Consider the following 12,825-nt stretch of genomic DNA (forward strand, 5'->3'; position numbering starts at 1 on the left):
CCTTGTGAAGACTCCGGCACAGCCGTGGTCTTGGTGGCTTGCTTCAATTCATTGCGCCGGCCTCGCCTGGTGTAATGTTTCGTTGCAGTCTTCATTTCCCTCCTGATCTCACTTTTCTCATTTCGCACTATACGCTTTAGAGATTCCAGTACTTTTGCCCTGAGCTGACACGCTCACGCGCCGCCGGGGTTTGGCATGGCCGTTGCTCTAACCGGGGTTGTCGATTCATCTTGATCGCAACGTATGTTGACTGACCTGCAGCGGCAGAGAAAACCGAAATTGCTTCGGAGGCACAAGTGGTGCGGCACCAAATCAACACGCTCCGCAACCGGCTGGTGAGGCGGATCGCAGAAGTCAGGATGCGGGCAGGCACGTCATTTGTGAAGAAGTGGGAGACACTGCGCGCGCATGCGAGGGCGGGTTTCTCATTTCGGCCAGCAGCGTGTCATGCCGTTCCCGGCATGCTGTGGCTGGGAATTGCGCTGGGTGTTTTCGCACGCGTGTTGCGGGAGAGCTGGACGCGGCAGGCGTTTCTTGTGAGCCGTGAATACGGCACGCCGGCTGCGCTCTTCTCCGCTCTTGAAACGACCTACCGCGACATGCCCGACGTCTTCATTGCGGGCGGTATCTGTCTGCTGTTGGCGTTTTTGTCTTTTGGTGCGGGATTCATGGTACGGTACCGCCGGCGCACTTCCCCTGCGCGTGCGCGGGAGTTGCGGCGAAACAACGCTCTGGTGGGAGAATCGCATTCGGTGTGAGGCCGGTTCGCGGGTAGAGCCTGCGACAGCAACGCTGGGACTCCGCCGTTAACCTTCCGCCCGAAGGCGGAAGGTTGGACTATCACGGCGGTATCATGGGCGCAGCTTCTGGCCGTAGTGAGGTTTGCCAGCGATTGAAATGGGGAGACGGAACTCCCCAGTGGCAAGCGTGCGGGCGCTCGCCTAGCGCTGCAGGCGGCAGCGTCGGCGAGGCCCACGCTTGTGAGGAACAACTCCCACCGCATCACATCAGCCCGGAATTCAAAGCTCGCAGGGGATAGCCAATTTGAAACCGGCGCTGCTGTGTTCATGGAATGCAGCCGTCGCAATGGCGCCATTCAGCCACCAGTGCGGCCAGACTGCGGTGCTCACCCAAGCCCAAGAGGCAGGGAGAATGGCTTGAGGTGGTTGGACAGCTCTGCGCGAGGCCGTGACAAACAAAAAGGCGCCGGCAAGTCCGCTTGGGAAAGAAGGGGACTTGCGGGCGCCTTCGACTTACAAGCCCGGAGCTTGTCTGGCAAGGCTGGCGACAGTCTCATTTGAGCGCTGGCCCCAATGAGCCTGCTCGCACCTGTCGTTCAATCGACTCGCTTTGGCCGCCTGCGAGGAGAAGTTCAAAAACTCGCATTAAAGTACGCCAGTTCCACCAGCGTGCGGAAAATTCGGTTGGTGAAATTCTGCCGGCGCAGCCGCCTCATGCGCCCCTGGCACTGCCGCCAATCGGCTGATGATTGGCCGCGAGCAGTTCTTCCAAACGGTGACGCAACGCCGCCAGTTCCTTCGATTTGAAGGATCCCTTGGTGCGCTCCAGCACGGTTACCGCATGCGCAATGGCCTGGCATAACTCGGCATGGCGCGGGCAATTGATGATGTGGCAGGCGTGTGCTTGGGGCTGGCTGTTGCTCAAGGAATGCGCCAGGTTCTTCAAATCCGCGACGCTCGCCAGGATGTTGCGAATGGCATAGTGCAGGAAAATGTCCACGCCGGAGGAGGGCGAGCCCAGCGGCAGGCCGGCCTGCGCCACCAGGGCACTCATTTCCTGCTGCACCTCCTGCATTTGTTCGCGCGCGTGTTCGAACATTCGCATGGTTTGTGAGCGAATGACGGCTTCCCGCACCAGGCGCAGAAAATCCTCGATGGGCGTGGGTTTGACCATGTAGCCCACCACCGACAAACGCGTCGATTTGATGGCAGTCTCCAGCGAAGGGTAGCCGGTGACAAGAATGACCGGCAGGCCCGCGGCGAGGGTGGGCAGCATTTCGATGAATTCCAGATCATCATTGCCGGGCATTTTGATATCCGCCACCAGCAAATCATAGCGCTGCCCGGCGAGCAGGCGGCGCGCGTCATGGGCATCGACCGCGCAGTCGCAAGCGTAGCCCTCATCACGCAGCAAATCCGCGGTCACTTCCGCGAAACCAACTTCATCATCGGCAATCAGTATTCGGCCCAATTCGTTCATGTGTTTCTCCACGGGAAGGAAGCGGCACGGAGACCCTGAAGGTCGTGCCTTGTCCACTGCGGCTGTCGAATGCAATCACACCATTCATGCTTTCCACCAAGCTTTTGCAGATTGCCAAACCCAACCCCAGTCCGCCGGTCGCGGACTTGTTCTTGGTCGTGAAAAACGGCTCGAACACGCGCGAGCCGATCTCCTCCGGAATGCCGGCACCCCGATCTCTCACCGCGAGCAGCAGTCTGTTTGCGGCGATTTCCACCTGCACGCACACTTCGCCCCCGGCTGGCGAAGCTTCGACGGCATTCAACAGGAGATTGTACAACACCTGCCGCAACTGGTTCTCCGGCAGAGTGATCGGCGCGCCGGTGTGCGGCACGTCAAGCCGGAGCTGGACGCGGCTTTCCTGGGCCTTGGGTTGCATGAGCGCGACGATTTCTCCGATGGTTTCTTCGACGTGAAAGGCGCGCGGCGCTTCGCGATGCGGCCGGTGCAAGTCGAGCATCTGGCGCACGATTTGGGCAATGCGGTCGATTTCCTTGTGGATGGTGCCGAGGTGATGATAATGGCGGTGGCCCGGCGGCACCGCGCGGCTCACCAGTTGGCAGGCTGTTTGAATGATGCCGAGCGGATTGTTGATCTCGTGCGCGATGCGCGCCGCCATGCGGCCGGTGGCGGCGAGTTTTTCGGTTTCGATGCGCTGCCGCTCCAGCTCTTTGATGCGGACCGTGCGCTGTTCGACCAGCCGCTCCAAATCTTCCATGTAATCGTGCAGTTGTTCTTCCAGGCGTTTGCGGTCGGTGATATCCAGCGCGGTGCCCAGCACGGCGGCCTCGCCCTGATAGTCGATCGGGCTGGTGGTGAAGTCAATCCACTTCGCGTGGCCGTCTTTGGCGAGGATTCGCAGCTCATGGCGTGCCTGCGGCAATTCGCCGTTGCCGTGGGCCGAGCACTCGACTTGAAAATCAGGATGCATGAGGTGCCGGAAATTCATTTGCAGCAGTTCCTCGTGCGCATAGCCGGTGATTCTTTCCGCCGCCGGGTTGACATAGCGCACCTGCTCTCCGCGGAAGATGAAAATGCCCGCGGTCGCCATTTCCGCGAGCGTGCGGAATTTGGTCTCGCTCTCCTGCAAGGCCCGCGTGCGCGCCGCCACACGATGTTCCAATTCTTCGTTGAGGCGGCGAATCTCACGCTCCGCCTGTTTGCGTCCGGTGATGTCTTCACACACAATCAAAATCAACCATTCGCCGGCGGGACTCTGCAGGGCGCGCGCGAATTCTCCCACCCAAAGCAGGCTGCCGTCCTTGCGAATCTTGCGCAGCTCCCAATAGCTCGTGCGCGGTGAGGTCTGCAGACAGAGCTGCACCTGCTGGAGCACCGCCTGCCGGTCCTCGGGATGAAAGACCTGCAGCACCGAGCTGCCCACTAATTCCTCCGCCCGGTATCCCAGTTCTTCCGCGCCGTAGCGGTTGACAGACAGCACCGTGCCCTGTGCATCGATGGTGAAGTACATCGAGGGATTGTCGTCGAACAGCGCGCGGTAGCGTTCCTCCGAGGCCAGCACCTGCCGGTGGAGACGGGCGTTGTCGATGGCGAGTGCCGCCTGGCCGGCAAAGGCCACCAACAGCTCCAAATCGCTCTCATGAAACACCGCCGGCCGCGTCGCCTCCAGGCTGAGCACGCCCAGCACCTCCTCGCGCAGAATCAGGGGCGCCACCACGGCACTGCGCAGCGCGCGGACTTCTGCGATTTCGCCCGCAGAGCGCAAGGCCGCGTCGGCATGATTATCCACGATGATCATCGGCTGCCGTGAGCCGGCCACATACGCGGCATGGCCCTCCGCCGCGGCGAAAGTCAATTGCGCGACGCGCGGATCCTGGTAGCCAAACGTGCTGCGCACTTTCAACCTCCGGCGGTTGGCCTCCCACAGTAAAATGGCGCCTTTTTCCGCGGCCGGCACCGCCTCTTGCGCCGCGCGCAGAATTTGGCGCAACAGCCCGTCCAAGTCGAGTGTTCGCAACAACGCTTTGTTGGCCAGCACCAGTGCCGTTTGGGTGCGGGCGTAGCGCTCCAGCAGCTCTTCCGCCTGCTTGCGCGCCGAGATGTCATAGTATCCGCTCAGCAAAGCCGGTTCGCCGTTGAATTCGAGGCGTTGGCAGGAAGCCAGCACCCAGAAGGAAGTGCCGTCAGGCCTGCGGAGCTTCACTTCCTGGTTGTGAATGCTGCCGGCTCGGGCGATGATTTCAAGAAGCTTGGTACGCTCTTGCGGGTTGTCATACAAACTCAGGCTGTGCAACGCCGTCATCTTCTCGCGCGGCACAGCCAACAGGCGGGCAACGTGTTGGTTGGCGAAGAGAATGGCGCCATCCGACCAGCGGGTCACCGTCATGGCGATGGGAGAGGCCTCGGCAATCAGGCGGAAGGCCTCGAATTCGCGCACGGTCTTTTCCGCGAGCTTGCGCGCGGTGATGTCGCGCACGATGGCCAGGGTTTCTTCATTCTCGCTGCTCACCAGGTAGGCTTCAAAATGGAGAACCTGGCCGGCGGTGGGCAGCTCGTAATCCACCACCTGCATTTGCCCGGTTTGGCGGGCGCGGTCGATGGCCTGGTTGATCATGCGCGCGATCGGCGCGGGGAGAATGTCCGTGATGCTTTTGCCGAGAAATTCCTGCGGTGAAGTGTACGTCTTGAAATGTGGCGCGGCGAAGAACTCAAGAAAGGTCCGTTGGCGGCTGAGGCGAAAAATGGCATCGGGCAGCGCCTGCAGGATGGCCTTGTTCTTGGCATCGCTGGCGCGCAGTTGTGCCGTACGCTCGGTGATCAGTTGCTCCAGTCTCGTTTGTTTGACTTCCAGGTGATGCAGGCGCCAGCGATAGCCGCCATACACCATCAGGCTCAGCACCAGGCCGGCGAGCAGTGCGAACCAGCCAGTTTGATAGAAGTGCGGCGCAATCGCAAAGCGCAAGCTCGCACCGGCTTCGTTCCACACGTTGTTTTCGTTGCAGGCGATCACACGAAAGCGATAGTTGCCGGGGGCGAGATTGGTGTAGTAGGCTGTCCGCCGCGTGCCGGCTTCGATCCAACCGGCATCGTAGCCTTCCAGCCGGTAGCGGAATTGCACGTTTTGCGGCTGGCGCAGACTGGCGGCGGTATAGTTGATCGAGATATTCTTGCTGTTCGGCGACAACTGCAGGTGATCCCGCCAAACCACCGCCACCGTGTCGACCAACACGTCCTCGATGTGCACCGGCGGCGGCAGGGGGTTGATGATCTGCTGCTGGGGATCAACGATGGCCACGCCTTTCATGGTGGGAAACCACAAGCGCCCGGCGCGGTCTTTCCAGCCTTTGGGAAAGCCCATGGCATTGCCCTCTTTGACGCGCAGGCCTTCACTCCGGCCGTAAGCCACGCACGGCAGTTTGACGATCCGGCCGGCCTCCAGATCCGCGAAATCGTTCTTGTGCACCTGCCAGATGCCGCGGTCGCTGCTCATCCAAAGATAGCCTGCGTCATCTTCCAGGATGGCCCAGACGTAGTTGTCGAACAACCCGTGCTTGGTCGTGAAATTCCGGGAAACGCCCGCCTTGCGGCGAATGACACCGTTGCCCAGCGTGCCCAGCCAGAGCGTGCCGTCAGCCTCTTCGTAGCAGCAGCGTGTGTCGAGGCTTTCGCTTTCGACCGGCCCGGTGTGCAGAGGGGCACCGGACTTCACGCGCAGTAGGCTTCCCCATTTGCCGATCCAAAAGTTGCCGGCGCGATCGCGATGAAACCAATAGATGCAGTCGCCATCGCGCAAATTCGGGCGCCACAGGCGGAAGACGCCGTTCGCATTGATGGAAACGTCACCGTTGAGGGTGCCGGCCCACAGGTGGCCGACGCCATCGTCATAGAGGACGCGGATTCTGCTGCGCTCCGGCGCGGTGGGCGGGGAATGAAAGCGGCTGCCGTCGAAGCGGGCGAGGCCTGCCTCGGTGCCCACCCAGAGCGTTCCGCGCTCGTCAGGGCCAACAGCAAAAACATCGTTGCAGGGCAGCCCGTCTGCGGTTGTAAAGGTGGTGATATTTTCACGCTGCAGCCGGTTCAAGCCGGAGTTGGAGCCGATCCAGATGCTGCCGGCCGAATCCTGGAACACGCAACGCGCCGGTCCGGGAGAGAGCCCTTCTGATTTGCCCAGCATCGTCACGCGGCCGGCTTTGAAGCGGTAAAGCCGGCTGTAGCTGCCCACCCACAGGCAACCTTCGCGATCTTCATAGAGCGAACGGCAGCGGCCATCCGGCAGGCCCTGCGGCACGGTGAAGCTGTCGAAACGGCCATGACGCCAGCGGCTCAAGCCTTCTTCCGTTGCGGCCCAAATGGTGCCGGCGCGATCTTCGTATACCCTCCAAACGCGGTCATGCGCCAGGCCGGCGGCAGTGGTGTAGGTGCTGATCCGGCCCTCGTGATGGCGCAGCAAACCGGCATCGTGTGTGCCGATCCAGACGGCGCCGTTGCGATCGGCCAGGAGGCAGAGTACCCGGCTGCCCTCTTTGCTGAGGAAGGGCGCGGCGGGTTGCTGCTCTGCCGGCCGCCAGCGAAACACTTTCTGATTGATCGCTAACCAAACGTATCCGGCTTGGTCAACCGAAAGCGCCTGCGAGCGGATTCTGGCGATGCTGTCGGGCAGGGCAAAGGATTCGAGTTTGCCGGCCTGCCAGCGATGCAGCCCCTGCGTCACGTGAATCCAGAGGGCGCCATCTGGCGCCGCGCAGACGGACCAAACGGAGTTGCTGGCCAAGCCGTCGGCGGTGGTCAGGGCGGTGAACTGTCCGTTCTTCCAGCGCACCAGGCCGCTTTCACCGGTGGCGATCCACAGACTGCTGTCGGCAGCGGTGAGCAACGTGCGCAGGACATTGTTCTGGAAAACCGGCGTGTTTTCGAAATTGTAGACCACGAAGCGCACGCCGTCAAAGCGCACCAGGCCGCCCGCGGTGGCCAGCCAGAGATAGCCGTCCGGTGTTTGCGTGATGCTGGTGATATTGCCATGCGGCAGGCCGTTCTCATCACCCCAAGCATCAAGCACGAATTGCGTGAGCGATTTGTTCGGGTCAAGCGAGGGTAAGGCCGGCATTTGTGCCAGTGCAGCCGGCGCCAGCAAGAGGAGAGTACAAATGAGCAGGTGGCAGGCGACCCCCGGCGCCGACGCGGAATGAGACAGCGGATTTGTTTGTTTCTGCGTGGGCGCGGGCATGGCTGTGGGAGCAAGAAGAGATTCCGGGTCGGTGACCAATTCGACGGTCTGGCCGCAATTGCCTGCAGCCGGAACGGTTCGAGGTCGCGGTGGTCTTGCGGGTGCGCACCTGCCGTGCGAGGTCGAGCCGTGGAGAATTCGACGGCGGGCCTGTAATCGCCGAAAACCATGCAGCGCGCGAGCGGTTGTCCACTCCAACCGGCAATCATACCAGCAAAGCGGCATAAATGCAGACCAGCGGCGGCGAGCTGGTGAACTTGGCAGTGAGCAAGTCAGCCGATTTTTTCGTGGAGATTGGAATTCGGCGGCACGGGTAGGGGAGGTCTCTTCACACAACCAAATACGGCAACCGACTGGTTTTTCGCGAGCGGCGAGGCAGAAGCGAGGGCGGACAAAGGGTTCTATTTGTCTGCAACGGCATAAAGCTCCGGCCGGCGCTGCTGCAGCAACGGCAAGTCTTGCCGGCGCGCGGCAATCGCGGCGGTATCGATTTCCGCGACGATTATGCTTTCTTCGCGATAGTGCGCCAGCGCCATTATTTCACCGGCCGGACCGGCGATCAGGCTGCCGCCGGCGCAATTGAAATGATCGGCGTTGAGAATGGCATCGCTGCCGGCGACAAAAATGCCGTTGTCAAGCGCGCGGGCGCGGGCGCAGAAGCGCCATTCTTCCACGTGACTGGAACGCCACGCGCTCGCCACCAGCAGGACTTCCGCGCCGCGCAGCGCCAGGACGCGGCTCGCTTCGGGGAAGCGAGTGTCATAGCAAAGCATCAGGCCAAAGTGCGCCAGCTCAGTCCGGCAGGTCACCAGGTGGTTGCCGGGTGTGGCCCACTTGCTCTCTGCGGCCCACAAATGCGTTTTGCGATAGCGCGCCAGGGTATCGCCTTGGGGGCCGACGAGGATGAGTGAATTGTAGATTTCGTTGCCGTCGCGCTCCGGCATGCCAAAAGCCAGCAGGAGACGGTTGGCGGCCGCGATCGCGGCCACGCGCTCGGCCAGCGCGCCGGCAAACGGCAGGGCGGCTCGCCTCATGTCGCGCGGCCGGCAATAGCCGGTCAGACACGCTTCCGGAAAAAGCGCAACCGCTGCGCCCATGCTGCCGGCTTTTTCACACCAGCGCGCCATTTCCGCCAAGTTGTGATCCACTTCTCCCAGCCGGGAGCGAAACTGCACGCAGGCCAACTGGAATTTCATGTGTTCATCCCAAGCAACAAGCGCGAGCGCAGAATCTGCCGGCGCAGAATGAGGGAGAGGCCACAGCGATTTCGCGCAAGTCTCGCCGTTTCATTCCGCCGGTTCCTTCGCGGCCGGAAAGAGCGCAGCAATCGACTGCTGCAGTTCGGTCGCCTGAATCGGTTTGATCAAATAACCCGCCATGCCCGCTTGCAAGCAGCGTTCGCGCTCACTCGGCGTGGGGCGCGCGCTCATTGCGATGACGGGTGTGGTGGCGCCGGTTTCGCTCTGCCGCCGGTGAAGCTGCTCGACCAGCTCCAGCGCGTTCATCTCCGGAAGATTTACTTCGAGCAGGGCCAGATCAAAGCGTTCGCCCGCCAGCACGGAGAGCGCATCTTTGCCGGATCCTGAAACCACCACGCGGTGGCCCAGTTTGCGCAGCAGCCGGGCCGTGGACTCCTGCGCGGTGGTGTCGTCATCGGCGAGCAGCAGGCGCAGCGGCTGGGCAGTGGGCGTGACCGTCCAACTCGGCTCCCCCAGTATCAAGTCGTCCTCCGCCTCGACGACTGTAGGTTCCGTGGGAAAGACAAACGGCCGCAGGCTCGCCTGCTCCGGCACACCGAAGCCGGCGGTGAAGTGAAACGCACTGCCTTTGTCGGGCACGCTTTCCACCCACATCCGGCCGCCCATCAACTCCACCAATTGTGCGGCAATGCTGAGGCCCAAGCCGATGCCGCCATACTTGCGTGCGGGTGAGCTGTCCGCTTGCGCAAAGGGTGCGAAGATGATGCTCTGCTTCTCGAGCGGGATGCCGATGCCGGTATCCGCCACGGTGAAATGCAGACGAATCTCGGCGGGAGCGTTGGGCGCGGCGGCCGGGCGAGGGGTCAGGTCGCGGCGGGCTTCCACCACCACTTCGCCGCGCTCGGTGAACTTGACGGCATTGTCGACCAGGATGGCCAAAACCTGTTTCAGTCGCGCCTCATCGCCGACCAGATCATCCGGTGTGCCCGGCGCGATGCGAAAGGTGAATTGCAAACCCTGCTCGAGCGCGCGCCGTTCGTAAGCCTGCAGCGCCGCCGCCAAGCAAGGCCGCAGTCGGAAATTGGCGGGCTCCAAAGCCAGCCGGCCCGATTGAATATTGGAAAAGTCGAGCACTGCATTGATCACGCCGAGCAGGTCTTCCGCGGATTTTTCCACCACCTGGAGATATTTGCGCTGTTGCGTTGTGAGATCGGTATCGAGCACGAGCTCGGTCATTCCCAAAATGCTGCTCATCGGCGTGCGAATCTCATGGCTGATGTTGGCGAGAAATTCGCTCTTGGCCACGTTGGCCGCCTCGGCGGCAACCGCCATCTGCCGGGCGTGCTCGCTCGATTGCTGGAGCTGTTGATTCGTTTTTTTGAGCTCGAGCAGGACCGCCTCGGAGGCCTCTTTGGCCTTTTGCAGATCCGCTTCGGCGCGCTTCAAGTCGGAAATGTCCACGGCGACCGCAATCATGCCGGCAATCTCGCGATTGGCATGGCGCAGCGGCGCATACCAGAATTCAAAGAAGTCCTGATTGATTTCCGTCACCGCGGAGGAAGCCTTGCCGGCCAGCGCCTGTTTGACGTGGTCTGCCAGCTCGGGAATCTCGGGAAAGAGATCGAACACGCGACGGCCCACCATTTCACCCGGCCGAAAGCCCAATGCCGCCAACCCGCGGCCCTCGGAGAGCGTCACCACGCCGTCCTGATTCATCGCGAGCAGGGCAATCGGCGTGTTCGCCACAACCGTGCGCAGCCGCTCCTCGCTTTCCCGCAAGGCCCGTTCCGCTTGCGTGCGTTCCCGAATCGCGACGCGCAGATTCGCGAGAAACGCCACCACCACCGAAAACGTGAGGACGTAAAGCAGGAACGCCCACCAGGTGAGATAACGCGGCGGCTGAATCACAAATCGAAAAGAAAGCGGCGCGCTCCACAAATAGCCGCTCTGCTGCGCACGCACTTCGAGCGTGTGTTCGCCCTGGCCGATCTTGGGGATGATGATCTTGCCCTCCGGCGTGGGCGGCGACCAGGTTTCCTGCCGGCCGAGCAGGCGGGTTTGGTATTGGATTTTCTCAGCGGGATAGAAGAGCGAGGCGAACGCCGCTTCGAGATAGGAATTGTGCGGAAACGTCAGCCCGCCGGGCGCCTCACCCAACACGTTTCTTTCGTTGAGGCGCAGCGCCAGGAAGATCGGCGCGGGTGTCGGCATTTGCCGGTGCACCGCGCCCTGCCAGTAGCTCAGACCCAACGAAGAACCGATCCACAACCGCTGCTCGCTGTCAATCACGGCGGCACGAAAGCTCATGGTCAGGCTGGGAAAGCCATCCGTGCGATCGAAGCGCGTCACCTGGTTGCCGGTGTAGAGCGTCAGCCCGTGGTTGGTGCCGGCCCAAACTCTGCCGGAGTCGTCGACCGCGAGGGACTTGATCATGTTGTCGCGGAAACCCTGCCAGCCCGCCGCCGGCTGCAGCGCGCTGTCGCGATATTGCCACAAGCCCTGGTTGCTTCCCAAAAAGATGGTGCCGTCGGCCGCGAACGCGAGATCATTGACGGCAAACACCGGCGTCAGGCCGGTTGCGGCCACGCTGAGATTGACGAAGCGATCGCGCGCCGGGTCATAGCGAAACAGATAACTCCCCGCGCCCGCGCCGCCGCCGTACACCTCGCCTTGCGGGCTGACCTTGACCACCAGCAGCGGCGCGTTCAAACCTTCGGTGGCCCCGTAGTGCTTCACCCGGCGCTCGTGATCCACCCGCAGCACGCCCGCCGTCGGATCCTGACAAACCCAGAGATTTTGCTGGGCATCTGCCATCAGATACGAGATGATGTGGTTGCCATTTTGCGGCAGAACGACTTTTTCGACCCGGCCGTTGTCATGCCGGGTCAGAAAACCGTCGCGGTAGCCCGCCCAAATCGTCCGGCCTGCGCAGGCCAGAGCAAGAATCCAACTCGCCGATTCTCGGAAAATCGTCTTGCTGGTGAAACCGCTGGCGCTGGGGCTGATGCGGAAAATGGCATCGCCGTTGGTGGTCAGCACGTTGCCGTCGCAGTCCACCGTGACCGCGTGAATGTACGGACTCTCGGCCTCCAGCTCGAACTCCGCAAAGAAGGTTTCGTGCATCACCGCCATGCCGTCGTCAGCACTCACCCACAGCCGGCCTTCTGGTCCGGCAAAAATGTCGTTGATGACGACCAGAGGCAGCTTGGTGACCGGCTGCGGCCTGCTTTCACCGTCCGCCAGGCGCCAGCGGTAGAGGCCTTCGCGCCAAGTGCCGATATAGAGGTTGCCGTCGGTATGCTCGGCAAAGGAGGAGACGCCTGCGTTGATGAATGCCAGTGGCTGCCAGGAGAGACCCTTCCCCTCAGGCGTGAGAGCCAGCTCGAACAGGCCATTGTTGCTGCCGATCCACAGCCGGTTGCCGGGCCGCATCATCATGGCGTCGATGGAAAAGGTGGCTTCCGGCCGGCGGTCGGCGATCTTGTGAAAGGTTTCCGTGGCGGCATCAAAGCGGAACAAATAGCCGCGCTGCGAGGAGACCAGCAGGCGGCCCTGGCCGTCTTCCACAAAGATGAACGAGCGGGAGTAGCTGCCCGCGCGATAGACTTCCTCGAAGAGAAAGCGTCGTAACCTGCCGTTTTGAAAACGCACCACGGCGTCAGGCTCGCTGATCCACAAAGCGCCGTTTTTGTCTTCGAACATGGCTTTGGGATAATGCAGGGTGGAATCCGTGTGGGTTCGGCTGCCGGCCAGCAACAGCTTGAACAAGGTCGTGTCGCCGCGGGAGTCGATCTGGCTGATCCCCAAATCGGTAATCACGAACGCGCGGCGGTCGCGCGTTTTGGCGAAGCCCTTGATGAAAAGGTCGGGCAGATTCTCTGTGTAGGTTTTGAAGTTCCGCCCATCGAAGCGCACCAGGCCGGCATCGGTGGCGATCCACATGAAGCCCAACGTATCCTGGAAAATCGCTTTGGTGAGATTGGTGGGCAGGCCCTGCTCGATGCTGTACGTCACGGCATTCAGATGCTGCGCGGGGAGGGAGAGGGGGAAGGCAAGCGCAATCGGCAGCAGCAAGCCGGCAAGCCGCGGCCGCCGGCAGGGGCGGCGTGTTTTGATGGCGGTGTGTGATTTCATGCGGGCATGGGTTGGTATTGCAGTTCGCACGTACAGCAGCGTTACGAT

5 protein-coding genes are annotated in these 12,825 nt (G+C 61.8%); 1 reads left to right on the top strand and 4 read right to left on the bottom strand.

Features of this window, described 5'->3' with window-relative positions:
• The first annotated feature begins 461 nt into the window (after positions 1 to 461).
• Positions 462 to 758, top strand: coding sequence for a hypothetical protein (locus L6R21_20675; GenBank protein MCK6561620.1), 297 nt, complete (start codon positions 462 to 464; stop codon positions 756 to 758).
• Between the two features lie 694 nt (positions 759 to 1,452).
• Here the strand turns inward: L6R21_20675 and L6R21_20680 are convergent.
• From L6R21_20680 to L6R21_20695, 4 genes are all read right to left on the bottom strand, one after another.
• Complete coding sequence (locus tag L6R21_20680) at positions 1,453 to 2,220, bottom strand: response regulator (GenBank protein ID MCK6561621.1); 768 nt, start codon at positions 2,218 to 2,220, stop codon at positions 1,453 to 1,455.
• Positions 2,186 to 7,324, bottom strand: coding sequence for a PAS domain S-box protein (locus L6R21_20685; protein ID MCK6561622.1), 5,139 nt, complete (start codon positions 7,322 to 7,324; stop codon positions 2,186 to 2,188). Before L6R21_20685 ends, L6R21_20680 begins: the two co-directional genes overlap by 35 nt.
• Before the next feature lie 521 nt (positions 7,325 to 7,845).
• A complete protein-coding gene (locus L6R21_20690; protein ID MCK6561623.1) occupies positions 7,846 to 8,640 on the bottom strand; it encodes a carbon-nitrogen hydrolase family protein in 795 nt (264 codons plus the stop codon).
• A 90-nt stretch (positions 8,641 to 8,730) separates the two neighbouring features.
• Positions 8,731 to 12,777, bottom strand: coding sequence for an ATP-binding protein (locus L6R21_20695; GenBank protein MCK6561624.1), 4,047 nt, complete (start codon positions 12,775 to 12,777; stop codon positions 8,731 to 8,733).
• Positions 12,778 to 12,825: the final 48 nt, after the last annotated feature.

Source organism: bacterium (assembly GCA_023150945.1).
Taxonomy (GTDB): Bacteria; Zhuqueibacterota; Zhuqueibacteria; order Zhuqueibacterales; family Zhuqueibacteraceae; genus Coneutiohabitans.

Coding starts and splice junctions, on each gene's coding strand:
- L6R21_20675 (MCK6561620.1), top strand. CDS start 462: ATGCTGTGGCTGGGAATTGCGCTGGGTGTTTTCGCACGCGTGTTGCGG.
- L6R21_20680 (MCK6561621.1), bottom strand. CDS start 2,220: ATGAACGAATTGGGCCGAATACTGATTGCCGATGATGAAGTTGGTTTC.
- L6R21_20685 (MCK6561622.1), bottom strand. CDS start 7,324: ATGCCGGCCTTACCCTCGCTTGACCCGAACAAATCGCTCACGCAATTC.
- L6R21_20690 (MCK6561623.1), bottom strand. CDS start 8,640: ATGAAATTCCAGTTGGCCTGCGTGCAGTTTCGCTCCCGGCTGGGAGAA.
- L6R21_20695 (MCK6561624.1), bottom strand. CDS start 12,777: ATGAAATCACACACCGCCATCAAAACACGCCGCCCCTGCCGGCGGCCG.